This window comes from Acinetobacter pseudolwoffii (assembly GCF_002803605.1).
In the GTDB taxonomy this organism is placed as follows: domain Bacteria; phylum Pseudomonadota; class Gammaproteobacteria; order Pseudomonadales; family Moraxellaceae; genus Acinetobacter; species Acinetobacter pseudolwoffii.
Genome location: NZ_PHRG01000004.1, coordinates 124,169 through 150,374 on the forward strand (window position 1 = coordinate 124,169; position 26,206 = coordinate 150,374).

A 26,206-nucleotide genomic window follows, 5' to 3' on the forward strand; every position below is an offset into this window, starting at 1 on the left:
AGTTTTGTTACTTTTTATAATCTTTTTAATGCTCCACACTTTAAAATTAAAAATTATCGAAGATGAAAAAACCCGCCGTAGCGGGTGTTCTTGAATAATATCCGTTGATCTTTAACTATTAGATATCCAGATAATCCAGAATCCCTTCTGCGGCCTGACGACCTTCCCAGATGGCTGTGACGACCAAGTCAGATCCGCGAACCATGTCACCACCAGCAAAGATTTTCGGATTTGAGGTCTGGAACTTGTATTGCTGCTGTTCAGCAGCAACGACACGACCTGAACCATCCAGATTAATCTCGACATCGGCGAACCAGTCAGCGGGGCTGGTACGGAAACCAAAAGCAAGCAAAACCGCGTCGGCGGGCAGAATCTCTTCTGAACCCGGAATTGGTTCTGGGCTGCGACGACCACGGCTATCTGGCTCACCTAGCTGAGTAGTAATAAATTTCACGCCAGTCACTTTGCCATTTTCACCGACAATCTCGATTGGCTGACGGTTGAATTGAAATTCCACCCCTTCTTCACGCGCATTTTGTACTTCACGGCGTGAACCCGGCATGTTTTCTTCATCACGACGGTAAGCACAAGTGACTGTCTCAGCACCTTGACGAATCGAGGTCCGGTTACAGTCCATCGCAGTATCGCCACCGCCTAAAACGATGACTTTTTTGCCTTGTACGCTAATGTATTCAGCTGGCTCTTTTTCCCAGCCTTGGGTGCGGTTGACGTTGGCAATCAGGAAATCTAGCGCGTCATACACACCATCCAGGTCTTCACCGGCAAAGCCACCTTTCATATAGGTATAAGTGCCCATACCCATAAATACAGCATCATAATCGGCAAGTAACTGGTCAATGGTAATATCTGTGCCAATTTCAGTGTTCAGACGGAATTCCACGCCCATACCGGTGAAAATTTCACGGCGGCGTTTCATCACATCTTTTTCCATCTTGAATTCTGGAATACCAAAAGTCAGCAAACCACCAATTTCCGGACGTTTATCAAAGACCACAGGTTTTACCCCTGCACGAACCAAAATATCCGCACAGCCCAGACCCGCAGGACCTGCACCAATAATCGCAACTTTTTTATCTGTCCATTTCACATTAGACATGTCTGGACGCCAGCCTAAAGCAAAGGCGGTATCGTTGATATATTTTTCAGCATTGCCAATGGTGACTGCACCGAAACCATCGTTCAGGGTACAAGCCCCTTCACAGAGACGGTCTTGCGGACAGACACGGCCACAGACTTCCGGCAAGGTATTGGTCTGGTGACACAGTTCAGCCGCCTGAAACAAACGCCCTTCAGCCACCAGTTTCAACCAGTTCGGAATATAGTTATGTACCGGACATTTCCATTCGCAATAGGGGTTACCACAACCTAAACAACGATGGGTCTGGTTCGCAGCAATTTCCGCAGTAAACGGTTTATAAATTTCTACAAATTCTGCTTTGCGGACATCAAGCTCTTTTTTCTCTGGATCTTGGCGTGCGACATCCAGAAATTGAAAGTCATTATGTAGGCGTTCAGCCATGTCTCTCTCCGTGGCTAGAGGTAAGGGCTTTACAGTTGCCTTACATCTGGCTTTATATCTGTTCGTCGTGGAATTATTGTGGATCAGCTTGAGTTGTTTTTAACAGCGTTTGCAAGTTGGCTGCTTTTGGTTTTACCAACCAGAACTTACGGCTGTAGAAATCAAACTCATGGCGGATCTTGTACGCCCAAGCACTACCGGTTTCTTTAATATGTTCATCCAAAATGCGACCCAGGAAGGCTTTATGCTCTTCCATCGCTTCGGTGGAAATACGATTCAGCTCAATCAGTTCGTGGTTATAATGATCAACGAAGTCATTATCCAGATCAAGTACATAAGCAAAACCACCGGTCATACCCGCCCCGAAGTTATGTCCAACTTTACCCAGCACGGTCACGATCCCACCGGTCATATATTCACAGCAGTGATCGCCAGCACCTTCGATGACCGCGAATGCGCCCGAGTTACGCACCGCGAAACGCTCGCCTGCCGTACCCGCGGCATATAGCTTACCGCCAGTGGCACCGTAGAGGCAGGTGTTGCCAATGATCGCGGTATTTTGGGTCTGGAAAGGCGAACCTTTTGGCGGGAAGATCGAGATGCGACCACCGGCCATGCCTTTACCGACATAGTCATTGGCATCGCCTTCAAGGCTGATATGCAGACCACCGGCGTTCCAGACACCCAGCGACTGACCTGCAGTACCATTCAGGTGTACTTTCACCGGATGATTTTCCATGCTCAGGTTGCCATAACGGCGGGCAATTTCACCGGATAAACGCGCACCAATCGAACGGTCACAGTTACCAATCGAGAAGTGATACTCACCGCCTGTTCCGGCTTCAATCGCAGGCAGAATCTCATCCACCATTTTCTCTGCCAGAATACCTTTATCAAATGGCGCATTGCCTTGAACCTGACAATACTGTGCTTTACCTTCCGCAGCAGGATGGGATTCCAGTAACTTGCTCAAATCTAGATGTGCATGCTTGGCGGTCTCACCCGGCAAGACTTCTAATAAATCTGTCCGGCCAATCAGGTCTTTTAGACGCGATACCCCAAGTGCTGCCAACCATTCACGGGTTTCTTCAGCAATAAAGGTGAAGAAATTAATCAGCATTTGTGGCTCGCCAATATAATGCTCTTGACGTAAATGGTCTTGCTGCGTTGCGACACCGGTTGCACAGTTGTTTAAGTGACAAATACGCAGGTATTTACAGCCTAATGCGATCATTGGGGTTGAACCAAAACCAAAGCTTTCAGCCCCTAAAATCGCGGCTTTGACCACATCCAGACCGGTTTTTAAACCGCCATCGGTTTGTACGCGAACTTTACCACGCAGGTCGTTGACACGAAGCGCTTGATGCGCCTCAGAAAGACCCAGTTCCCACGGAGAGCCTGCATGATGAATTGAAGAAAGTGGCGAAGCCGCTGTACCGCCGTCATAACCTGAAATGGTAATGAAATCGGCATAGGCTTTTGCTACACCTGCCGCAATCGTACCGACACCCGGTTCAGAAACCAGCTTAACGGACACCATCGCCTGTGGGTTAACCTGTTTTAAATCAAAGATCAACTGTGATAAATCTTCGATTGAATAGATGTCATGATGCGGAGGTGGCGAAATAAGCGTGACACCCGGTACAGAGTAACGTAAACGGGCAATCAGACCATTTACTTTACCACCCGGCAACTGACCACCTTCACCTGGTTTTGCACCTTGCGCGACTTTAATTTGCAGGACTTCTGCGGAAGTTAAATACGCAGGTGTCACACCAAATCGGCCCGATGCAATTTGTTTGATTTTCGAGTTACGGATGGTGCCGTAACGCGCCGGATCTTCACCGCCCTCGCCTGAATTCGAGCGACCACCAATGGTGTTCATGGCAATCGCAATCGCTTCATGTGCTTCCGGCGACAATGCACCCAAAGACATACCAGCAGAGTCAAAACGCGGCAGGATCTCTTCTACCGATTCCACTTGATCGACTGGAATCGAATTATCAGTTTTCAGTTTGAACAGGTCACGAATGGTGGCAATCGGACGGTTATTCACCAGTTCGGCATATTCTTTAAAATCTGCGTAGTTACCTGAACGCACTGCTTTATGCAGCGAGTTGATTACATCCGGATTAAAGGCATGATATTCCTTGCCGAATACAAATTTCAGCAAACCACCCTGATCAATGGGTTTACGGTTTTTCCAGGCAAGATCCGCCAGCTGTTTTTGATCATTTTCAAGATCAACAAAGGTTGCACCCTGAATACGGCTTGGCACACCAATGAAACATGTATCAACCACTTCATTCGACAGACCGACTGCTTCAAATAACTGACCGCCACGATAAGAGGCCACCGTCGAAATTCCCATTTTTGATAGAACTTTCAGTAAGCCTTTCTCAATGCCTTTACGGAAATTGTTTTGTGCATAGATTGGATCACCCAAGAGCTCGCCTTTGGCAACCAGATCATTGATCACGTCATAAGCCAGATATGGATAAATCGCAGTTGCGCCAAAGCCGAGAAGCACTGCGAACTGATGTGGATCACGGGCAAAACCGGTTTCAACAATCAGGTTGGCATCGGTACGCAAACCGGTATTAATCAAGTAATGATGCACCGCACCGGTCACCATAAAGGCATTGGCCGGCAAGTGGCCTTCACGAATTTTCTTGTCTGAAAGCATCAGTAAAGTTTTGCCATCACGAATCGCTTGTGCAGCCTCGATGCAAATACGCAGAATTGCGGCTTGTAAACCTTCAGTTTCAGTATAGTTCAGGTCGATGTCAGCAATTTCGTAACCTTTACGCCCCAAGGTACGAATTTGATGCATTTTCGAATTTGAAAGAACCGGACTGGAAATAATCAGACGGTCAGCATGTTCAGGCCCCTGTTCAAACACGTTCTGTTCACGGCCTAAACAGGTTTCCAGTGACATCACGATCGATTCACGTAACGGATCAATTGGCGGGTTGGTCACCTGCGCAAACTGCTGACGGAAATAATCCGAAACATGGCGCACCTGACGTGACAATACTGCCATGGGCGTATCATCACCCATAGAACCTACAGCTTCCTGACCGCTTTCTGCGATTGGACGCAATAACTGGTCACGTTCTTCAAAGGTCACCATGAACATTTTTTGGGCCGCTTTCAGGCCATCGCCTTTTAAGCCTTGATCACATAAATATTCTTCCAGCTCGGGGCTACCTTGCAAACGTACAGAATTTTCACGTAACCATTCACGGTATGGACGCATCCGTTTTAGATGATGATTCACATCTTGCGTATCCAGTACCTTGCCGGTTTGCGTATCGATCACCAGCATTTGGCCGGGGCCGACACGTCCTTTAGAAATCACATCTTCAGGTTGATAACCCCAGACCCCAATTTCCGATGCCAATGTGATGTAGCCATTTTTGGTAATCACCCAACGTGCCGGACGCAGACCGTTACGATCCAGCATACAGATGGCATGACGACCATCCTGAATTACCAGACCTGCCGGGCCATCCCAGGCTTCCATATGTTTCGAGTTGAATTCATAGAAAGCACGCAAGTCCGCATCAAGCGTTTCCACGTTCTGCCAGGCCGGCGGCACCAGCATACGTAGGGCACGGAACAGATCCATACCGCCACCGACCAGAATTTCCAGCATATTGTCCAGACTTGAAGAGTCTGAACCGGTACGGTTTACAATCGGATTCAGTTCAGTTAAGCCAGGCAATAACGGATTTTCAAATTTTGGTACCCGCGCCATGGCCCAGTTACGGTTTGCAGTAATGGTGTTGATTTCACCATTGTGCGCCAGATAACGGAACGGCTGCGCCAACGGCCAGCGTGGCAAAGTATTGGTCGAGAAACGTTGGTGGAACACTACAATATGCGATTCCAGACGCGGATCCGCCAGATCGGTATAAAAATCGGCAATCGCTTCCGGCATCATCAGGCCTTTATAGCTGATGACTGTTGAACATAAGGTGGTGACATAGAAAGACGTATCATTCAGCAGCAACTGTTCTGCACGACGACGCGCCAGGAATAATTTGCGGTTAAATTCAACTTCAGTCACACCCATCGGGCAATTGACAATAATCTGCTCAAATGCCGGCATCGATTGCAAGGCAATTTCACCCAAAGCATTGACATTGGTTGGAATCAGACGCCAAGCCAGAACGATTAAACCTTCAGCTTCAATTTCTTTGTTTAAAACCTGTTTGGCATGTGCAGCAAGGGCAGGATCAAGATTCAGGAATACCGAACCCACAGCAAAGACTTCACTTAAAGTCGTATCACTTAAGCGCTTGGCTTCTTCACGGAAGAATTTCTTCGGCATCGCCAACAGCAGGCCACAACCATCCCCAGTCTTACCATCCGCGGCAATACCACCACGGTGGGTCATACAACTCAGACTATGAATCGCGGTCTTGACGAGATCATGGCTTGCATCACCCTGCATATGGGCGATTAAACCGAAACCACAGTTATCTTTAAACTCATCCGGTTGGTATAAACCTTGAGCGGGAGCTACATTATTAGGCGATGGCATGTGCATAGCGTACCCTTCTTTCACGAAGCCTCAATAGGCTGTTAAACAATCTAAATTCTTCTCTGCGCTGCGTTGAATGGACTTTCGAAGACCGTTTTAATCAAGCAAAATTTTTCCTCTTTATTTCTTCAGCGTAGTCCTTTTTTAGACCGAATGCATAAAAAATAAAGTTTATTTTGCTGATGAATAACATAAAAATCAGGAATAAATATGACATTCATAGGTTGTCATCGAATCATTTTTCGCGCTAAAACAGGGAGATTAATTCAATCCATGCACCAATAAAGCAAATTACATGCCAATAAATAGCACGTAAATTAAAACCATACAGATGACAAAGCTTTAACAAGGATTACAGGGATACTGGTTATTTTTAATGTGTATTTTTTGCACCAAAAGCGCACATTTTTAATTAGGTCATTTTTTTGGTGCGCTATTTTAGAACGGGTTAGTTAAAAGGATCACTAATCTCATTGTTTTGAGGACGCGGATTACTGCCCTGAGCAGGTCGATTATTGTTATTTTGTGGTTGAGGTGTACCTTCTACAGCACTTTCAGATTTCTGTACATCAACTACATTTCCCGATGAATCACGGCGCACAATGGTGGTACTGGTAGTCGCCGCATCAGAGCTGCGCGGCTTGGCCTCAGTTTGGGTTTGCTGCTGTCTAAGTCGTACCGATTCATCTACTTTCGGCAAAGGCACATTTTTCAAACGAATTTCGTAAAGCTTTTGATTACTGGCCAATTCCTCTGAACCCAGATTATTGACCAAACCAACATATTGTTGCATTGCAACAACTTCAGGTTTGACGGATGCCGGCAGATTTAACTGTAATGTAGATAAAGCCTGATTGGCTTGCGCCGCAGTCTTATATTGGCCATATAACAATACATATTGTTCTGGCTGATTTTCACCCGAGATTCTTAAATAAATAAAAGGTTTACGATCGGACTGTTTTTTAAGAAAACTTTTTAAAATTGCTTCATTGGTCACACGGAATAATTCAATTGCATGCTGGTTTTTCGCTTCATTGACAAATTTGGTACCGCGAAATTCCGGCTCATGACTGGCATTCACGACGGTACGCGTATTTAGATCCAGTGGTTTCACTTCCTGAAAAAGCGCACCAAGATGGGTCATTGTCGCTACTTTTTCCGGCTGAATCTGCAACTGAACTTCAGTTTCAGGCTTTTTTTCAATTTCGATGACATCATCTGAATCAGTCACCGCCCAAAAGACCAAGGCAGCAAATAGGCAGCATACACCACAGACCAGCCAGAAATAATGCTGAATCTTTTGCCAAGGAGTATGTAATGCTGCCATAAAACTAAACCTATGCCTGATTGGCTAAAATTGCCTGTTTCATTAACTCGAGATCAAAGTCTCGTGTAATCACTGCTTTGCCTAATTGCTTTAATAACACCAGACGCAATTGCCCATTCAAGACTTTTTTGTCATGGGCCATATAGGCCAGAAAATCATCCAGAGGGATTTTAGGACAAACGATAGGTAATTGGGCACGAGAAATGATTTTTTTTGTACGCTCTAAATCTTCTTGAGAAATCCAGCCCATACGCTGTGACAGATCCGCAGCCATCACCATACCGGTGGCAACAGCCTCACCATGTAGCCAGACACCATACCCCATGTAGGATTCAATCGCATGACCAAAGGTATGACCTAAATTGAGTAAAGCACGTTCCCCTTGCTCCTTCTCATCATTGGCTACGATCCGTGCCTTATGCGCACAGGAACGATAAACAGCTTCAGCCAATAATTTCTCATCACGAGCGACCAGTGCATCCATGTTTTCTTCAAGCCAGACCAGAAATGACTCATCGCCTAGCAGAGCATATTTAATCACTTCAGCCAAACCTGCTGAAAGCTCCCGATCAGGCAAAGTAGAAAGCTGCGACATATCGGCCAGCACCACTTGCGGTTGCTGGAAAGCACCAATCATGTTTTTACCGAGTGGATGATTAATCCCGGTTTTACCACCGACACTGGAATCGACTTGAGACAGTAAAGTCGTCGGTACCTGAATGAAGTACACGCCACGCTGGAAACATGCCGAAGCAAAACCGGCCATATCGCCAATCACACCACCACCCAGCGCAAGCACAGTACAGTCCCGGTTAAACCCGGCTTCAAGCAGTGCATCAAAAATCAGATTCAGATGCTGGCTATCCTTATATTTTTCACCATCAGGCAGAATGCAGGTCGCAACACGTTTGTCCAGAGCCTCAATTGCAGTTTGATAACGCTGCAAATAAAGTGGTGCAATCGTAGTATTGCTCACAATCATCACTTGCTTGCCCTGAATATAGGGTGCCAATAAGGCCTGTGGATCCAGATCGCTCCCGATAAAAATAGGGTAACGACGTTCTCCGAGTTCTACATATAAGGTTTGCATGCTTGATTAACCACTTGATTCAATGAACTTAGTTTTTAGAAGTAATGAGATTGAGAATCCGCTGCGCCAGATCACGCGCAGCACCCTGATTGGTCTCAATAATATGATGCGCCACTTCCCGATACAAGGGATCACGGACTGCCAATAAATCACGTAACTTTTGTTCCGGATTTTCGACTTGGAGGAGAGGACGGTTTTTATCCCGATAGGTACGTTGCAGTTGAATTTCAACCGGCGTATAGAGATAGACAACGATTCCTCGCTGTTTCAGATAATCCCGATTTAAGGTCTGAGTAATGGCACCACCGCCGGTGGCTAAAACCAGATGAGGACGTGAGGTAAGGTCATTAATCACAGCAGTTTCACGGTCACGAAAACCCTGTTCCCCTTCTTTTTCAAAAATCCAGGGAATAGTCGCGCCTGTTTTACGTTCAATTTCATGATCACTGTCTAGAAATTCGCGTCCTAACAATTCTGCGAGATGTCGTCCTACTGTTGTTTTACCGGCCCCCATCGGCCCTACCAAATAAATATTTGGTAGGGTTTCAAACTCTTTGCTTGGCAAGGAGTCACCTATTCGTTTTGTTAAATTCAAAATATATTAATGATTTCTTGAAACACTGTCATTAACAATTCGAGGTGTAACGAAAATCAGTAGCTCACGTTTATTATCCGACTTTAAATCTTTACGGAATAAACGCCCTACATAAGGAATATCCCCCAGGAAAGGTACCTTGGTTTGTGCATTACGGGTTTCCTGCTCAAAAATACCACCTAAGACGACTGTTTCACCATTATCAACCAAAACATTGGTAGTGATCTGGTTTTTGTTAATAGTGAGCTGTCCGGTCGGTGTCGGGTTACCCGGTGAGTCACTGGTAATATTGAGTTCCATCTGTACCTTGCCATCTGGCGTAATGCTTGGTGTGACATCCAGACTTAGCGTAGCATCAATAAATTCCGTAGTAGATACTGCATTCGCACCGCCACCCTCTGCTGACTGGTACGGAATTTGAGAACCAGAGGCAACAGTTGCTTTCTGCTTGTCCGCAGTCAGTACTTTAGGTGTAGAAATCACCTCACCGTAGCCATCTGCCTGAAGTGCAGAAAGCTCCAGATCCAGCATAAAATCAGAAAGACTGATTAAACCAAAGGCGATACGACTTGCACCCGGGCTTGTTACGCCTAAATCCACATTCAGGTTTTGTGGACGCTGAATATCATAGGTATATCCACCGAAATCATTTTCTTCTGGTTCTCTAAGATCCCACAAGGTGGTATCACTGCCACCGACCAGAAGGCTATTATTGTTGGTAATGCCTTGTGACAGAATCCCCCACTTCACCCCCATTTCTTTGGTGAAGTCAGTGGTGGCACGTACAATACGCGCCTCAACCATCACCTGCTTGACCTGTACATCGAGCAGATCCACCATATTCCGGATTTTATCGATAAAAGGCTGGGTATCATTCACAATAATAGTATTGGTTCGTGCATCAATAGACACTGAACCACGTGAACTTAATAAACTTTCTTTATCATCATTATTCGTGGTGTTACTTGAACCACCCGAACTAGATGCACCTTTATTTTGAGTGATCAGTTTTTCAATATCTGTAGCTTTAGCATAACTCAGCTGCATATATTCAGTCTGAATAGGGGCAAGTGCAACGCTCTGCTTCAAGGCTTTTGCCTCTTCCTCTTCTGCCTTAATCAATTCTGTCACTGGTGCAATCCAGATCACATTACCATTACGGCGTTTATCCAGGTTTTTGGTTTTCAGTACAATATCCAGTGCCTGATCCCAAGGCACTTCTTTTAGGCGCAAGGTAATATTGCCTTGTACACTATCTGCTGCCACCATATTGATATCGGTAAAATCAGCCAAAAGCTGTAGTACACGACGTACTTCAATATCCTGGAAATCGAGTGAAATTTTCTTGCCGCTATAAGCCACGGTCTTCGGACGTAGCGGACTCTTGGCTTCCGGACGTTTCAAACTAATGGTCAGCTTATTATCCGTTTGATAAGCCATATATTCATAGCTTTCCCCGGACTGGATCGTAATCATGCCTGATCCATTTTGATTCACTGCATCCACACTCGACACAGGCGTCGCAAAATCATTCACATTCAGACGACGGGTCAAATGCGTCGGGATCTTCGTGCCTAAGGTTCGAACAATGATTTTAGTCCCCTGCTGCTGTACATCGACCGGGGTGTTGTTGCCTGCCAAGTCAATCACCACCTGACCTTCACCTTGAGCCCCACGCTGGAAACTGATATTGCTAATTCCCTGAGCTGACTGCTGTAATACCGGTTGAGCTGTCGCGACTGGTGTGACTGAATTGATTTTCAGGATAAAGGTATTCCCTTCAACTCGCGTGGTAAAGGCACCAGCATCTGCCAGATTAACAGTCAAACGGGCACGTTGTGCATCCGAAGTCACATCGACCGAACTGGCTTCACGTGTTGCCACCGGAATATTGCTTTGCTTTAAGTTTTGTTGGGCCTGGTCAAAATCTAAAATTAGACGTGAAGGTGATTCTAATTGATAGGCCTGTGGCTGTGGTGGCAAACCATTGAACATCACCCGAATTTCAGTTCCTTGTCCAGGAAGCTGCATAGCTACGATATTGGTCACGGCTACCTGCGCGCTGGCTGCTTGCATCACCGCAATCGCAACAGCACCCATTGAAAACTGACGAAACACACGATTCATTGTATTAGCATCCCCAAAAATAAATTCTTTAATACTCTTATTCATTGTTATTCCCTAAAACTTATGGTGCCGGCCCAATCAGAACCAGACTTCGCGGACGCTCCACATATCCTTCACGGCCATCTGGAATAATCTCAATCAAATCGATCTGCGTTGGTGTAATACCACTCACACGACCATGATTAAGCCCCATATAGCTACCACGCTGTATCCGTTCAATCTCACCGTCCGGTGTCTGGATTAAAGCCAGAATCTGTCCGGCCTGATTACGCATGCTACCTTTCATGCTCAAGGTTTCCAGAGGATAACTTTCTAGTGGTTGCAATTGACGTGATAAATTTGGATAAACCCGTTTCCCTGCCATAATCTTTAGCTCGGCAGCCAGAGAACTCGGTAGAAAAGGACTTTTGATCTGATGTGCTGCATAGTTGAAGGTTTCAACTGGCATAAAATCGGGTGCAGGTTCAATCGGCAAAGGTGGCTGATTACGAATATTGGCCATTTCCTGATTGACTGCATCAATACGTGAATCGCATCCCAGCAATACCAGTCCAAGCGCTAAAACTGAAGTAATTTTAATCCTATTCATTACTGCGCCCCCTGAGTCGTGCTCGTACCTGCTGAAGAAGCCTCGGCATTGCCCACATAACGATAGGTTTTGGCCTTGACCACATAATCAATCACCGGAATCTCAGACTTTTTCTCTTTATTCTCAGTACCGGTAATGGTGAAATCATGCAAGGTAACAATACGCGACAAACCTGCAATACTGCTGACAAAAGAGCCAAAAGCGTGATAATCCCCAGTCGCTTCAATCGCAATGGGCTGTTCAATAAAGAACTCTTGCTTAATTTCAGGTTCCAGACGGATATTTTTAAACTTCAGACCTGAATTGACACCGCTCAGGTTAATATCCTCAACCAGACCCGGAATTTCAGTTTCCTTCGGCAATTGTTCTAATTGCTGGTTAAAACGTGCTTCCATTTCCTGAAGCTGAATCTGATATTGTTGTAGATTACGTAATTTTGATTCCTTTTCACGAAACTCATTCAGCAGGTTTTGTTCCTGGGCACTGGCTTGTGAAATTGATTCAATCGTACTTCTGGTCAGAGCAAAATAAATCAGCATAAATACCAAGATAACAATAAAAATCCAGCAGCTAATCTTGACTGATAAAGGCCAGCTGCCATAATTATTAGGATCTAGAGTATTGAATTGCTGAAAAAATTTCTCAACTGTCATTTTATTTTTAGGTACAGCCACGGCATCCTGGCTGAACTCATCGAATTTTTCATTACTCATGATGATGCCCCCGGAGTGGTATTGGCTGCTTGCTGTTCTTCATTCAGTACCGGTTCAGCGATCTGATCCAGATCCACAGTCACGGTAAAGCTGCCATAAGACTCTTCAACACGTGGAATAATCGAGCTCGGTGCCTTTTCTTTGGATTCTTCAGCCACCAGAAAGGCATTCATAAAGGCATTTCGGTACCAGGAGGAAGCTTCCAGATTACGCAGTAATTCTGCTACGGTATTTGGACTCTCGGCTCGACCTTCGATGCTAAATTTATCGCCAGTACGCTGAAACTTGGTGATGTACATATTGGCTGGTGTCACCCGTACAATTTCATCAATCAAATGTACCGCGATCGGACGTTGCGTTTGCAAGCCCTGAATCAGCTTCATCCGCTCAACAATGGCATTACGTTGCTCTTGCAAACCTTCTAGCGCTTTTAACTGCACATCCAGATTCTGGTTGGTACTTTGAATCAGCTGATTGGCCTGTTCCTGATCCTGAAGCTTGTGATCATAATAAAACCAGGTTGAACCTGCCGCCGCCAGTCCTAAGAAAAGCGCCCCCACACAGATTGCCACGAATTCATTATTTCTTTTAATTCTTAGCTCATCACGCCAAGGAAGTAAGTTAATCTTTGCCATTAATCAAAACTCCTCAATGCCAAACCACATGCAACCATGAGTGATGACGCGTCATTTTCAATTTTTTTAATATCAATTTGAGGAGAAAAGCCCATTTGCAAAAATGGATTCGCGATCGTGACACGGTAACCGAGTTTTTGTTGTAATAATTTTGCCAGACCTGGAATATTGGCATTCCCGCCGGCCAATAAAATATGATCAATCTCATTAAACTGAGACGATGAAAAGAAGAATTGTAATGACCGCGCTGCCTGTTGCACTACGGCATCCAGGAACGGTTCTAGCACTTCAATATCATAATCATCTGGCAAAGCACGGGTTTTTTTAGCACGCCCGGCTTCTTCAAAAGACAGACCATAACGGTTCTGAATTTCCTGAGTCAGCTGTTTGCCACCGAACACCTGCTCACGGGTATAAATAATTTTGTTGTTCTGCATGACAGACAAGGTGGTCATACTATGTCCAATGTCTAAAATACCGACAGTATTTACCCCCATCGGCAAAGTATCCGAAAACACTTTAAAAGCATTTTCCAGCGCAAAACTTTCTACATCCGCGATCTTGGGTGTCAGTCCGGCAATTTCCAAAACTTCAGAACGTGCTTCAATATTTTCAATGCGGGTTGCCACCAACAGCACATTGACCCGGTTTGGATTGGCAAGACGGTCAGGCAGAACTTCAAAGTCCAGACTGGCTTCATCGAGTGGGAACGGAATATACTGTTCTGCATCCTCACGAATCTGAACTTCACGCTCATCATTCGACATGTCTGCATCCATCTCGATAGTTTTGGTAATCACCATAGAGGTTGGAATGGCAAAAGCGGCATGATTCGACTGGGTGTTGGCCAAATTAATTGCACGCCCAAGGGCATCCGCGACTGCTTCCGGGTTTAAGACGTTTTTTTCAACAACACTGTTTTCCATTAATGGGACCAAAGCATAGCTCTCTACCCAGTAACGGCCACTTTTTACAGAAAGCTCCAAAACCTTAACAGAAGTCGAACTAATATCAACTCCTATTAACCCCTTATTTGGTTTACGATATAACCTGCGCACAATATAATTCCTATTATTTTTTTGTCCCCAATTAAATCTAACTTACCAATCGATCCGATCTATAATTTTATATAGATACAATAACTCATCTAACAATATGTATATCTAAAGGATATACTGATCGGTAATTAGTTCGCCATTAGCTCTTATTAAAACTTACTTGTTATGAAAAAGCTATCTTGTTCAGGCCTTGTCCACCCATTTTTTTTGATCATTATCATTATCCTGATCTCAATTCCGATGGGTTTTTATGGCATGTATCTCTATATTGCCCCATCTTTGCCTGAAATGTCCACGCTTAAAAAGGCGCCTTTATTAAAGCCTTTACAAGTTTTTAGTTCAGATAATGAATTAATTGCTGAGTATGGTGGCAAGCTTTCTGTTCCCGTGAAATATGAACAAATTCCATCCGAGTTTATTCATGCTTTCCTCGCCGCTGAAGATTCCAGCTTTTTCGAGCATAGCGGAATCAGTTTTAAAAGCTTAGGCCGTGCAGTCAGTGAAAGTATCACCGGTTCGGATGTGCAGACCGGTGGTTCCACTATCACCATGCAGGTGGCGAAAAACTATTATCTCAGCCCCGAACGAACACTCAAGCGTAAACTGACTGAAATTTTTCTGGCCCGTAAGATTGAGCAAAGCCTAACCAAAGAAGAAATTCTGACACTGTATGTGAATAAGATCTTCTTGGGTAAAAATGCCTACGGGATCGCAGCAGCAACCAAAATTTACTATAACAAGAGTTTAGAAGAACTTTCGATTGCGCAAATGGCCATGATTTCAGGCTTACCTAAAGCGCCTTCTCGATATAATCCGGTGGCCAATCCCAAACGTGCTCTCGAACGTCGCAACTGGATTTTAGGACGTATGCTGCAACTGGGCTATCTGAACCAGAGTCAGTATCAACAAGCGATTGCTGAACCCATCAATCTGGATATGCCTGACCGAAGTACCCGCAATAAATTCCCGTATGTCGGTGAGATGGTGCGTTCTGAACTGGTACAAAACTTTGGCGAACAGGCGGTAGATTCTGGCTACAAGGTCTATACCACTATCCATAGTGAACGCCAGACCTATGCAGAACAGGCGGTACAAGAGGGTCTGGAAGCTTATGACCGTCGACATGGCTGGCGTGGTGCTGAAGCACATGATCAACCGCTGGAAAATTTCCGTGCCTATGCCAACACCTACCCTGCTCAAGTGACCAAGATTGGCAATTCCAGTTTTGAAGCGTTGATGCAGGATGGCACCACGGTAACTGTACCGTGGTCCGGTATGTCTTGGGCGCGCCCCTTTCGCAATGTCAACAGTGTAGGTGGTGCGCCTAGCAAAGCTTCCGAGATTGTCAAAGTCAAAGATATTATACGTTTACGACCGAATCAGAATAAAACCTCGTGGTCGCTGGTACAAATTCCAAATGTGCAAGGACAGTTGATTGCCATCAATCCAAATAATGGTGCAATTGAAGCCATTGTGGGCGGATACAACTTTTATCAGTCGAAATTTAACCGTGCAATCCAGGGCTGGCGTCAACCCGGCTCTACGATTAAGCCTTTTGTTTATGCACTGGCTTTAGAACGAGGCATGACACCGCATACCATGGTGAATGATGCGCCAATTACCATTGGCAAATGGACACCTCGTAATTCAGATGGCCGTTATCTGGGGATGATCCCGCTACGCCGCGCACTTTATCTTTCGCGCAATACCGTTTCAGTGCGTTTATTACAGGCTGTCGGGATTGAACGTACCCGTCAGCTGTTTATGGATTTTGGTTTACAGGACAATCAGATTCCGCGTAACTATACCATTGCACTTGGCACGCCTCAGGTTTTGCCGATTCAGATGGCGACAGGTTATGCGACTTTTGCCAACGGCGGTTACCGGATCCAGCCACATTTCATTACCCGTATTGAAGATGCCTATGGCCATACCATTTTTGAGGCTCAGCCTGAATATGCGTGTATTTCATGTATCAATACCGAAGAAGAACCTGCTCAACCTGCCGACACCATGACCGCAGATGACGAAGCGATTGCAATCAACAATACAAGTCTAGAACAGAAACAGGCTGCACCCAAAGTCTCTGCCGAAGACAGTAATTATCGTCAGGCACAGCGTATTTTAAAATCCAGCTCTGCCTATGACATGGCCAATATTCTGCGTGATGTGATTCAGCACGGTACCGGCCGTGCGGCCTTAAGAATCGGGCGAAATGATATTGGGGGCAAAACCGGAACCACCAATGACGCCAAAGATGCCTGGTTCGCAGGGTTCAATGGCAAACTTGTTACCATCACCTGGGTCGGCTTTGACCAGCCTAAAACCTTGGGACGCCGTGAATATGGTGGTGTGGCAGCCTTACCGATCTGGACCGACTTTATGGGCAATGCCTTAAAAGGTCAGCCAGAAGCATGGGTGCGTTTAGACCGTAATGCCAAGGCACCAGTGAATCGAAGCAAGGTAGTTCAGGGTGATGAAGCGCAGAATGATCCGTCTTCACCACCAATGGCCACTGCACTTTACCGCCCGGCACCTGTGGTCGTCCCGAAACGGACAGAAACGGATTTCGAAGATCTGCCAGGACAGGAAATTACTGTGCCAGATGCTGCTGAAACAACTGCTCCGCCAGAACAGCCGCTTCAACCAAGTAAAGTGGACGCTTTAGAAAACCTGATTCAAGAAGTGCAATAACCACAACCGACAAACTAGTATAAAAAAGCCCTCAACAATGAGGGCATTTTTATCGGTGAATTTTTATTTTTTCTGAAACAGATAGATCTGATATTGCGCCAGCAATTTAAACTGATCCTGCTGTTCAAGTGCCAGACGGCGTTCAGGTTTGGCCTTGTAAGCATACGGTGTCATAGCAATCAGGTTTTTTAAATCTGTCTGTGGCAAAGTCATCGGGGCATCAATCACCTGCTCACTGAGCAGATCAAATTCATCTTGCAGTTGCTCAACAAACTTTTGCGGTTCGTGGGGTTTCACTTCTTCAAAAAGTGCCTCACGCATCGCATATAAATGCTGTGGCGCAGGTGTCACCACCATTAAATAACCTTCAGCTTTTAAAACCCGTAAAATTTCCTGTTTTGGGATCGGACTGAACAGGCTGGTACACATATCAATCGACCCATCCAGCACCGGTAAAGTCGCCCCGGTTCCTACGACCCAGGTGATATTTTTATTGAGCTTGGCCGCGACCTGAACGGCATTTTTGGCAATATCCACCCCGACGCATTGCAGCACTTCAGTCTGCATGGCATCAGTATAGTAGCCTTCACCACACCCAATATCTAAAAGATTTTCAATACGCAGCTCTCGGATCTTCTCTACCACGGCCTGTTGCAAAGGCGCATAATGACCCGCACTCAAAAATGCACGACGTGCCTGGACGGACTCAGGCGTATCCCCAGGATTTTTACTGTGTTTATGTTGCACCACATGCAGGTTCACATAGCCTTGCTTGGCCACATCGTAGCTATGATGATTCTCACATCGCCATGTTCTTTCATTTAAGCTCAACTGCTGGCGACAGACTGGGCACATGAGTAAATTCATCATTTTCTCCAAAACAAAAAAGCCGGCCTGCGCCGACTTTTTTCAATGCATCTCTTAGCGCAATTTTAAGGTCATTAGACCCAAAACCACCAGCATAATCGTAATAATCCAGAAACGAATGACGACTTGAGTTTCACGCCAGCCTTTCTTTTCATAATGATGATGCAGCGGTGCCATCAGGAACACGCGTTTATTGCGCATTCTTAATGAACCAATCTGCAAGAATACTGAAATCGCTTCGACCAAGAATACACCCGCCATAATCGCAAAGACGATTTCCTGGCGAACCATCACGGCAATCGTCCCCAACATCGCACCCAGCGATAAAGCACCGACATCACCCATAAACACTTGCGCAGGATGGGCGTTATACCACAGGAATGCCAGACCGGCACCAATCATCGCCGCACAGATCACCACCAGTTCAGAGGAATATTTCACATAGGGAATATGCAGGTAATTGGCAAAACGCACATCTCCGGCCAGATAGGCAAATACACCCAGACCTGCTGCAACCAGTACAATTGGCATAATCGCCAGACCATCCAGACCATCGGTGAGGTTTACCGCATTGGATGCACCATTGATCACAAAATAAGTGAAAATAATGAAGCCAATCCCCAGTGGAATAGCCGACAGCGGAATCGTCAAATCTTTAAAGAATGGAATCAAAAGATCCAGCATATTCGCGGTATGTACCGGATTGGTCTGCTGCTGTGCAATCACATACAGGGCAATACCGACTCCCAATGCACCGACCGAAGTCCAGAAGAATTTTTTCTTCGCAGGCAGACCGGCATTGTCTTTATAACGGATTTTAATCCAGTCATCCGCCCAACCCACGGCACCGAAGATGACCATCACCGCCAGTACAATCCAGACATAAGGATTGGAAAGATCCGCCCAAAGCAGGGTCGAAATACCGATTGAAAGCAAGATTAGTACCCCACCCATGGTCGGTGTACCCATTTTCTTGGCATGGTTTTCAGGGGCATACGAGCTGACCGCCTGACCATATTTGAGTGCCTGAAGCTTGCGAATCATGATAGGACCCAGCACCAGACCAATGGTCAATGCCGTCAGGACACTGAGCAACGCACGTAAAGTTAAATAACGAACCACCTGAAACGTGCTGTCAAAGCCCGCCAAATGTTCAAAGAGCCATAACAGCATTTAGAGTTTCTCCATCAATGCAGCCATCAATGTTTCCATATGGGTATAACGCGACCCTTTAAACAGAAATGACATCGGCTGAGGTTGATGTGTTTCAATCAAATGAATTAAAAATGGCAATGCCTGCTCCTGATTCAGGAAAGCCTGCATTTTCTTGCCATATTGGGTACTACGTGCACCTTCCTGTGCGGCAGGTGCAAATTCACCCACAGCCACCACAAAGTTAATGCCTTTGACCGAGACCAGATCTCGACCCAGCTTATAATGTTCCATCGCAGCCGATGAACCGAGTTCACCGATATCACCGGTCACCATGACCCGAATGCCCTGCTGCTGTGCCAAAACTTCAGCTGCTGCACGCATTGAACCAGGATTGGCATTGTAGGTATCATCAATCAGCAAATACTGTTTGTGTTGAATAAAATTCAAACGGCCTTTGGCACCCACAGCCTGCTCCAGACCGGCCACAATATCATCCAGACCAATCCCGATTGCCAAAGCAAAGGCAGCTGCTGCTGTGGCATTTTCAACATTATGTTCACCGGCAAAGGGCAGCTGAACTGTTTTCGAAGCTTGTGGTGTATTCAGGGTAAAGGTAGAAGATTGCGCATCGAGCACGACATCGCTGGCATACACCTCACCGCCGGCACCAAAACTTAAGCTTTGTTCAGTTTTGATTGCCTGACGAATGGTTTCAGTAAAATCATCTGCGGCAGGAATAATCGAGGTTTCTGTAATATGCGCGTAAATTTCAGATTTGGCAGTACAAATGCCATCACGGCCGCCGAATTCACCCAAATGCGCAGTCCCGATATTAATAATCCCGGCTACATGGGGCTGTACCATGTTTGAGGTGTACTCAATTTCGCCCTGATGACTTGCACCCAGCTCCATCACTGCATACTGATGTTCGGGACGTAATTCGAGCAACATCACCGGTACGCCGAGGTCATTATTCAGGTTGCCACGCGTGATCAGTGTCGGCGCAAGACGAGACAAGATGCTCCCCAGCATTTCCTTGGTGGTGGTCTTGCCACTGCTGCCGGTCAAGGCAATGACTTTGAGCTGAGGATTCTGCTGACGACGGTATGCGCCCAACCGCCCTAGTGCCAAACGGGTATCGTCTACGACAAGCTGGCAGATATCAATATCGAGCGGTCGACTGACGATCGCAATCTGACAGCCGCTTGCTGCTACTTGTGCCACAAAATCATGGGCATCAAAGCGCTCGCCTTGCAGCGCAAGGAAAGCATCCCCTTGTTCAGCATCACGCGAATCGGTCAGAATACGTTTGATGGCGTCTGCCGGTTTTTTATTATTGAGCCAATCGCCTTGAGTCGCTTGTTCAAGCTGTTCTGCTGTCCAAGGTGCAAGTGGCACGGTACTGGTTGTTGAGGTATGCATATCTGAATCCTAATACGCTGGATAAGCTGAATCTGCGCTGTGATGCTGGGCATCAATCGCGGCTTGCACTTCGACCACATCATCAAACCAGTGACGTACACCATCAATTTCCTGATAATTTTCGTGACCTTTGCCTGCAATCACCACGATGTCCCCTGCCTGCGCGTGTTTAACGACAAACTTGATCGCTTCACGACGGTCATGAATTTCATGGTAGCTTTTGCCTAAAAAGTCGATGCCATTTTTCATATCGGCAAAAATTTGTGCAGGATCTTCGGTTCGCGGATTATCGGAAGTCAAGACCGCAATATCCGAACCTTCTAATGCTGCTTGGGTCATGAGTGGACGCTTGCCGCGGTCACGATCGCCGCCACAGCCAAAGACGGCCCAGAGATTTTGCGCAACATGACGTTTTAAAGTGATGAGAACCTGAGTCAAGGCATCAGGTGTATGCGCATAATCCACTACAAATAGGCGCTCGCCATCACGCAGCACCTGCATCCGGCCTGGTGCACCTTTGAGCTGTGGTACAGTCGCAATCAAGCTGCTTAAATCAAATCCGGCCTGCTCTGCCATGATCAGACTGGCGACCAGATTTTCAATATTGAAATGTCCAAGCAGCGGACTGTTCACAACATATTCAGCAGAAGCCGTTTTCAGCTTAAAGGCCGCACCTGAAATGCTGTATTGAATATCCTGAACCTGATAATCCGCAGCTTGACGGGTTGAATAGGTCAAAATTTCTGGCTGTGAGGGATTGTTGCGCGCTGCATCAATCATGATATGAGCATGCGCATCATCCAGGTTGATGACAGCCACTTTTAAACTTTCAAATTTAAATAAAGCAGATTTGGCTTCTGCATAGGCTTGCAGCGTCCCGTGATAATCCAGATGATCGCGACTTAAATTACTATAGCCCGCAATCTCGATATCACAGCCATTCAAGCGACCTTGCTCCAGACCATGCGAACTGGCTTCAATCGAGGCAAATTTAGCACCGGCTTGAGCATAAACATGCAAAGCATTTTGCAATTGCAAAGCATCGAGCGTGGTATGCGACGAGGCTTCCAGATTTGGCAAAATCCCGTTACCTGTCGTCCCCATCACTGCACAAGCTTTGCTTTGTAACATGAACAGTTCCGCAACCAAACGTGAAATCGTGGTTTTACCATTGGTGCCGGTCACTGCAAGAATACCTGCAGCCTGAACAGGTTGGCTGGCTTGTAAGTATTGTTTTTGCCACTGTCCCATCAAATGTCGGACATCAGCAACCACTAGATTGGGTGAGATATCCAATTCGATTTCAGAAATCACCGCTAAGGCACCCTGCTCTAAAGCTTTTTGTGCAAATACTGCAGTTTTTTCTGGTTGTGACAGACTGGTCAGGGCAATAAAAATTTGCCCTGCCTTAACTTTACGGCTATCCAGTTCGAAACCCTGAAAGGCTTGGGTCATCCATTCAGCAGTATCTTGAACGGCGTAGAGATCTTTAAATGTAATAGACATTGATCACCTATTTACTGGACTTTGGGAGATTCTAAAGGTTTGTCCAGAGGGACATTCAGCAGACGCAAGGATTCCTGCATCACGCGTGCAAATACCGGTGCCGATACCGTACCACCGTAATAGGTGCCTTGCGGATTTTCGACCACCACCACCATGGCAATACGCGGATCACTCACGGGCGCTACGCCAGCAAACAAAGCCCGGTATTCATTGGTAGAATAGCCTTTACGATCGGCACGCAGTTTATGCGCAGTACCGGTTTTCCCTGCCACACGATAACCCGGAATTGTCGCGCGCGTAGCGGTACCGCCAGGCAGAGTTGCTACTTCCAGCATAAGCAAGACCTGATCTGCAATATTGGCATCAATCATTTGCTCACCCTGCGGCTGTTCTTCCAGCTTGTACAGGCTCAGCGGCATTCTCACACCCTTATTGGCCAGCATGGCATAGGCATCCGCCATTTGCAGTACAGTAGCATTCAGGCCATAACCATAGGACATGGTTGCCACTTCTGACACATTCCATTTACTTGGTGGCAAGATCAGACCGGCACTTTCACCCGGGAATCTTACTGCTGAGCGTGAGCCAAAACCCAAGCGTTTATAGAAAGTAGGTAGAGTTTCATACGGCAAAGACAAGGCCAGTTTGGCGACACCCACGTTCGAAGATTTCTGGATAATACCGCCCAGTGTTAACTGACCATAGTTATGCGTATCACGAATGGTGTGATTGCCAATTCGCATACTGCCCGGTGTGGTGTTGACCACAGAATTGGCCGTATATTTACCACTTTCCAGAGCCATTGCCACGGTGAAGGGCTTCATGGTCGAACCCGGCTCGAAGGAATCCACCGCACCACGGTTACGCATGGCATCCTTGTTCAGCAGACCATTTTTATCATTCGGGTTATATGATGGCCAAGATGACAAGGCCAGAATTTCTCCGGTTTTTACATCGACCGCAATCGCAGTCGCAGAACGGGCATTATTGGCCACACCTGCCGCAGTCAGTTCACGGTACATAATATATTGCAGACGCGAGTCGATACTCAGGGTGATATTCTCGCCCGGCTCGACTTCTTTAATCACTTCCGGCTCTTTAACCCGGTTGCCTTTTTTATCCCGGATAATCTGCTGCTCACCATCTTCACCTGCCAGACGGGTATTGAGCTGCATTTCCAGACCTTCAATCCCGGTGCCTTCACTATTGGTCAGACCAATAATCTGTGAATTGGGCTGTGGCTGCGGATAATAACGTTTGTAGTTTTTCTCGGTATACACGCCTTGAAAATTACGCTTCATGATCAGTTCAGCCTGTTGTGGCGGAACTTCTTTTTTCAGGATCAGATAACGAGAACGCGGGCGTTCTTGCATTTTTTTGCGTAGTTCTGCCCGATCCATACCGACTGCATCGGCCAGTTCATCCAGATTCAGGTTTTTATCCGGCAACTGGCGTTTCAGCTTGCGGCTATCTGGCTCTTTTTCTAGTGCCAGTATGGTCTCGTCATAGAGTTTTTTATTGTCAAAATAGTCACGTGGATCAATCACGATTTTCATGATCGGCGTACTGATCGCCAGCGGCACCCCATTACGGTCATAAATCACGCCACGCATGGCCTTGATGGTATTGGTTCTTAAAATATTGGCATTGGCTTTATTTTGCAAAAAATCCTTATTGATAATCTGCACATAGAAGGCCCGGCAAATCAGTGTAATAAAACACAGCAACACCACCGCCCACATGATATAGAAACGATTGATATACACATTTGAGGCGTTTTTGTCGGTAACTGATTGTTTTTTACGTACCGCTTGCTTCTTTCTTTTGTCTATCATGTCCGAGCGCTAGCCTTATTTTTTCTCATCTGAAGTTTGTGGTAAAGAAATGACGACACTTTGTGAAACCGGGGGAGAATACATGCGCAGCTGGGTGACAGCACGTGTGCCAATCTGCGCAGTTGCACCAAAAGTTTGCTGTTCAATTAACAAACGCCCCCAATCTGCATTCAGGTCATCACGCTCACGCAGATAAGTGCTCAGTTTTCTGGTGTCCTGACGATATTCAAACACCTGAAATACCACAAAGACTGCACTGATGAAGACCATCAGTATCAAGACGAGATAGATGCAGGCTTGTTTAAGCCACAACTTTTCTGTTTTTTTATCAACCACTTCAGTTTTCATGATGTGCCTATTAAGCTAAACGTTCTGCGACCCGGAGCCATGCACTACGTGAACGAGGATTGGCTTTGACTTCTTCGTCACTGGCTTTTACGCGGGATACCTTCTTTAAACGTCGTGTATCTTTTTGCTGCCCCGGCATTCCCCAGCCAAAATCTTCGTCTAATGTAGATTCTTTTTGAATAAACTGTTTGATCAAACGGTCTTCCAGAGAGTGAAAGCTAATTACGGCCAAACGTGCCTCAGGTTTTAAAACCTCAACTGCTTGAGGCAAGAAGATTTCAATATCTTCTAATTCTTTATTAATAGCAATACGAATCGCCTGGAAAGTACGCGTCGCAGCATGCTTATTTTTTTCCCATTTTGGATGCGCGACTTTCACAATTTCCGCAAGTTGAGCCGTGGTCTCAATCTGCCCTGCCGCCTTGATGGCTTTGGCAATCCGGCGACTATAACGTTCTTCACCGTATTTAAAAATGATATTGGCCAGTGCTTCTTCTTCAATTTCAAGCAGCCATTCTGCTGCAGTTGGACCTTGAGAATTGTCCATGCGCATGTCTAGCGGGCCATCTTTCATAAAACTGAAACCACGTTCGGCCTGATCCAGCTGCGGCGAAGACACGCCTAAATCTGCCATCACCCCATCCACGGTCTCAATCCCAAGCTCAGCCAGTGCGTCTTTCAGATCGGCAAAGCTGGCATGAATAATTTTAAAACGTGGATCCTCTTGTTCTAAGATTGCTGCCGTCTCTAGGGCCTGAGGATCTTTATCAAAGCCATACACACGTGCATGTTCATCTAATTTTGATAACAATAAACGGGTATGTCCGCCACGACCAAAAGTACCGTCTACATAAATTCCCGTATTGCGACCTGCCAACAAGGCATCAATCGTTTCGTGAAGTAATACAGAAATATGTGACATAAAAACTCAATCAATAGGGCGAAAAATTTAACTGCACATTATCACCCTGTTTCAGCAAAGCTCCAAACGACTTTTTGTAGATAAATATTACTTTCCATAGAGAAAACCGTTTTTATTTGAGTGTCGTCAATAAAAAAGCCTCCGCAAGGGAGGCCTGTTTATCTGTAATTCGTCTTCAAATCAGCAGATTAACGTTTTGAGTTATAGATCTGATCAAAAATCGCGCCATTCACAAAATGGGTTTTCTGTGCATTGGCCCAGCCACCAAACACTTCATCAATGGTAAAGGTTTTGATTTTCGGGAATTGTGCTGAATATTTGGCTAATACTTTCTCATTGCGCGGACGGTAGAAATGTTTGGCTGCCATTTCCTGACCCAATGGGGAGTACAGGTAGTTGATATAACCTGTTGCCAACCATTTATTGCCATTTTTATCCACGGTACGATCGACAATGGCCACCGATGGCTCGGTCAAAATCGTAATTGACGGATAAATAATATCGAACTTGTCTTTACCCAAAGTCTTTTGGGTAACCAGTGCTTCATTTTCCCAAGTCAGCAATACATCACCAATACCACGCTCAGCAAACGTGGTCATCGAAGCACGTGCTGCTGAGTCCATCACTTTGACATTTTTATAGAGTTTGCCGACAAAGTCCTGTGCTTTGGCTTTGTTCCCCCCCGGCTGTTTCTCGGCATAGCCCCAGGCAGACAGGTATACCCAACGTGGCAAACCACCGGTTTTCGGGTTGGGGGTAATAATTTCTACGCCTGGCTTGGTCAGATCACTCCAGTCCTTGATGCCCTTCGGATTGCCTTTGCGTACCATAAACACGATGGTTGAGGTATAAGGTGCAGAATTATGCGGAAACTCTTTTTGCCAACCGGGTTGAATCTGACCAGATTTCACGATTTCTTCGATGTCATTGGCCAGTGCCAAAGTCACCACATCGCCTTTTAGGCCATCGACCACCGAACGTGCCTGCTTGCCTGAACCACCATGTGACTGTTTAAAGTTCACATCCAGACCGGTCCGGTTTTTCCAGTAAGCACCAAATGATTTATTGAATTCATCATAGAATTCACGGGTTGCATCATAAGACACATTTAGAAATTGACGATCAGCCGCCTGTGAGGCAGTCGCTGTCAAGCCTAGACCTGTAGCCAATAAGGCAACGCTAAATAACGATTTTAATTGATTTTTCATGAGCGCACGGGAGTTTATCTTGTATA

At 46.0% G+C, this 26,206-nt stretch carries 19 protein-coding genes; 1 reads left to right on the plus strand and 18 read right to left on the minus strand.

Features of this window, described 5'->3' with window-relative positions; all coding sequences use genetic code 11:
- Positions 1 to 118 precede the first annotated feature (118 nt).
- The 10 genes from CWI32_RS09795 to CWI32_RS09840 form a co-directional block, all read right to left on the minus strand.
- A complete protein-coding gene (locus CWI32_RS09795; protein ID WP_100535217.1) occupies positions 119 to 1,540 on the minus strand; it encodes an FAD-dependent oxidoreductase in 1,422 nt (473 codons plus the stop codon).
- A gap of 73 nt (positions 1,541 to 1,613) precedes the next feature.
- Positions 1,614 to 6,089, minus strand: coding sequence for a glutamate synthase large subunit (gene gltB / locus CWI32_RS09800; RefSeq protein ID WP_171304340.1), 4,476 nt, complete (start codon positions 6,087 to 6,089; stop codon positions 1,614 to 1,616).
- 448 nt (positions 6,090 to 6,537) lie between these two features.
- Positions 6,538 to 7,416: a hypothetical protein gene (locus CWI32_RS09805; protein WP_100535219.1), complete on the minus strand. Its 879-nt coding sequence runs from the start codon at positions 7,414 to 7,416 to the stop codon at positions 6,538 to 6,540.
- A gap of 10 nt (positions 7,417 to 7,426) precedes the next feature.
- Complete coding sequence (gene aroB / locus CWI32_RS09810; protein WP_100535220.1) at positions 7,427 to 8,506, minus strand: 3-dehydroquinate synthase; 1,080 nt, start codon at positions 8,504 to 8,506, stop codon at positions 7,427 to 7,429.
- A 28-nt stretch (positions 8,507 to 8,534) separates the two neighbouring features.
- Entirely contained in the window at positions 8,535 to 9,071 is a 537-nt protein-coding gene (aroK, locus tag CWI32_RS09815) for a shikimate kinase AroK (protein ID WP_005101380.1), read from the minus strand.
- A 36-nt stretch (positions 9,072 to 9,107) separates the two neighbouring features.
- A complete protein-coding gene (locus CWI32_RS09820; protein WP_100535221.1) occupies positions 9,108 to 11,273 on the minus strand; it encodes a type IV pilus secretin PilQ in 2,166 nt (721 codons plus the stop codon).
- Between the two features lie 16 nt (positions 11,274 to 11,289).
- Positions 11,290 to 11,817: a pilus assembly protein PilP gene (locus CWI32_RS09825; RefSeq protein WP_005094322.1), complete on the minus strand. Its 528-nt coding sequence runs from the start codon at positions 11,815 to 11,817 to the stop codon at positions 11,290 to 11,292.
- Entirely contained in the window at positions 11,817 to 12,530 is a 714-nt protein-coding gene (locus CWI32_RS09830) for a type IV pilus inner membrane component PilO (protein ID WP_005094323.1), read from the minus strand. The genes CWI32_RS09825 and CWI32_RS09830 overlap by 1 nt, the downstream gene beginning before the upstream one ends.
- Positions 12,527 to 13,165, minus strand: a complete 639-nt coding sequence (locus tag CWI32_RS09835) for a PilN domain-containing protein (RefSeq protein WP_005094324.1) — start codon at positions 13,163 to 13,165, stop codon at positions 12,527 to 12,529. Before CWI32_RS09835 ends, CWI32_RS09830 begins: the two co-directional genes overlap by 4 nt.
- Positions 13,165 to 14,223 carry a pilus assembly protein PilM gene (locus CWI32_RS09840; protein WP_005094327.1) on the minus strand — a complete coding sequence of 353 codons (1,059 nt, stop codon included), beginning with the start codon at positions 14,221 to 14,223 and terminating at the stop codon, positions 13,165 to 13,167. Before CWI32_RS09840 ends, CWI32_RS09835 begins: the two co-directional genes overlap by 1 nt.
- A 165-nt stretch (positions 14,224 to 14,388) precedes the next feature.
- On the opposite strand from CWI32_RS09840, the gene ponA reads away from it, so the two are divergent.
- The gene (gene ponA / locus CWI32_RS09845; protein ID WP_100535222.1) at positions 14,389 to 16,917 is read left to right on the plus strand and encodes a penicillin-binding protein PBP1a; all 2,529 of its coding nucleotides are present in this window, start codon (positions 14,389 to 14,391) and stop codon (positions 16,915 to 16,917) included.
- Positions 16,918 to 16,980: 63 nt separating this feature from the next.
- On the opposite strand, the gene CWI32_RS09850 is transcribed toward ponA, so the two are convergent.
- From CWI32_RS09850 to CWI32_RS09885, 8 genes are all read right to left on the minus strand, one after another.
- Positions 16,981 to 17,784: a putative RNA methyltransferase gene (locus CWI32_RS09850; protein ID WP_100535223.1), complete on the minus strand. Its 804-nt coding sequence runs from the start codon at positions 17,782 to 17,784 to the stop codon at positions 16,981 to 16,983.
- Positions 17,785 to 17,838: 54 nt separating this feature from the next.
- Positions 17,839 to 18,957: a phospho-N-acetylmuramoyl-pentapeptide-transferase gene (gene mraY, locus CWI32_RS09855; protein WP_005094334.1), complete on the minus strand. Its 1,119-nt coding sequence runs from the start codon at positions 18,955 to 18,957 to the stop codon at positions 17,839 to 17,841.
- Entirely contained in the window at positions 18,958 to 20,361 is a 1,404-nt protein-coding gene (locus tag CWI32_RS09860; RefSeq protein ID WP_100535224.1) for a UDP-N-acetylmuramoyl-tripeptide--D-alanyl-D-alanine ligase, read from the minus strand.
- 9 nt (positions 20,362 to 20,370) lie between these two features.
- Positions 20,371 to 21,867: a UDP-N-acetylmuramoyl-L-alanyl-D-glutamate--2,6-diaminopimelate ligase gene (locus tag CWI32_RS09865; RefSeq protein ID WP_100329406.1), complete on the minus strand. Its 1,497-nt coding sequence runs from the start codon at positions 21,865 to 21,867 to the stop codon at positions 20,371 to 20,373.
- Between the two features lie 11 nt (positions 21,868 to 21,878).
- Positions 21,879 to 23,702 (minus strand): penicillin-binding protein PBP3, encoded by a 1,824-nt coding sequence (gene ftsI, locus CWI32_RS09870; protein WP_074383637.1) that lies wholly within the window; start codon positions 23,700 to 23,702, stop codon positions 21,879 to 21,881.
- A gap of 15 nt (positions 23,703 to 23,717) precedes the next feature.
- Positions 23,718 to 24,050, minus strand: coding sequence for a cell division protein FtsL (gene ftsL / locus CWI32_RS09875; RefSeq protein ID WP_005094344.1), 333 nt, complete (start codon positions 24,048 to 24,050; stop codon positions 23,718 to 23,720).
- A gap of 10 nt (positions 24,051 to 24,060) precedes the next feature.
- On the minus strand, positions 24,061 to 24,972 hold the full coding sequence (gene rsmH, locus CWI32_RS09880; RefSeq protein WP_005094346.1) for a 16S rRNA (cytosine(1402)-N(4))-methyltransferase RsmH: 912 nt from the start codon (positions 24,970 to 24,972) through the stop codon (positions 24,061 to 24,063).
- Between the two features lie 188 nt (positions 24,973 to 25,160).
- Entirely contained in the window at positions 25,161 to 26,180 is a 1,020-nt protein-coding gene (locus CWI32_RS09885; protein WP_005168906.1) for a sulfate ABC transporter substrate-binding protein, read from the minus strand.
- Positions 26,181 to 26,206 lie beyond the last annotated feature (26 nt).

What these genes read in the sequence shown, in the direction of transcription:
- ponA (WP_100535222.1), top strand. Translation starts at nt 14,389, where the DNA reads ATGAAAAAGCTATCTTGTTCAGGCCTTGTCCACCCATTTTTTTTGATC.
- CWI32_RS09885 (WP_005168906.1), bottom strand. Translation starts at nt 26,180, where the DNA reads ATGAAAAATCAATTAAAATCGTTATTTAGCGTTGCCTTATTGGCTACA.
- CWI32_RS09860 (WP_100535224.1), bottom strand. Translation starts at nt 20,361, where the DNA reads ATGCATACCTCAACAACCAGTACCGTGCCACTTGCACCTTGGACAGCA.
- ftsL (WP_005094344.1), bottom strand. Translation starts at nt 24,050, where the DNA reads ATGAAAACTGAAGTGGTTGATAAAAAAACAGAAAAGTTGTGGCTTAAA.
- CWI32_RS09820 (WP_100535221.1), bottom strand. Translation starts at nt 11,273, where the DNA reads ATGAATAAGAGTATTAAAGAATTTATTTTTGGGGATGCTAATACAATG.
- gltB (WP_171304340.1), bottom strand. Translation starts at nt 6,089, where the DNA reads ATGCCATCGCCTAATAATGTAGCTCCCGCTCAAGGTTTATACCAACCG.
- CWI32_RS09830 (WP_005094323.1), bottom strand. Translation starts at nt 12,530, where the DNA reads ATGAGTAATGAAAAATTCGATGAGTTCAGCCAGGATGCCGTGGCTGTA.
- mraY (WP_005094334.1), bottom strand. Translation starts at nt 18,957, where the DNA reads ATGCTGTTATGGCTCTTTGAACATTTGGCGGGCTTTGACAGCACGTTT.
- CWI32_RS09850 (WP_100535223.1), bottom strand. Translation starts at nt 17,784, where the DNA reads ATGAATTTACTCATGTGCCCAGTCTGTCGCCAGCAGTTGAGCTTAAAT.
- aroB (WP_100535220.1), bottom strand. Translation starts at nt 8,506, where the DNA reads ATGCAAACCTTATATGTAGAACTCGGAGAACGTCGTTACCCTATTTTT.
- CWI32_RS09835 (WP_005094324.1), bottom strand. Translation starts at nt 13,165, where the DNA reads ATGGCAAAGATTAACTTACTTCCTTGGCGTGATGAGCTAAGAATTAAA.
- CWI32_RS09865 (WP_100329406.1), bottom strand. Translation starts at nt 21,867, where the DNA reads ATGTCTATTACATTTAAAGATCTCTACGCCGTTCAAGATACTGCTGAA.
- CWI32_RS09805 (WP_100535219.1), bottom strand. Translation starts at nt 7,416, where the DNA reads ATGGCAGCATTACATACTCCTTGGCAAAAGATTCAGCATTATTTCTGG.
- ftsI (WP_074383637.1), bottom strand. Translation starts at nt 23,702, where the DNA reads ATGATAGACAAAAGAAAGAAGCAAGCGGTACGTAAAAAACAATCAGTT.
- CWI32_RS09795 (WP_100535217.1), bottom strand. Translation starts at nt 1,540, where the DNA reads ATGGCTGAACGCCTACATAATGACTTTCAATTTCTGGATGTCGCACGC.
- rsmH (WP_005094346.1), bottom strand. Translation starts at nt 24,972, where the DNA reads ATGTCACATATTTCTGTATTACTTCACGAAACGATTGATGCCTTGTTG.
- CWI32_RS09825 (WP_005094322.1), bottom strand. Translation starts at nt 11,817, where the DNA reads ATGAATAGGATTAAAATTACTTCAGTTTTAGCGCTTGGACTGGTATTG.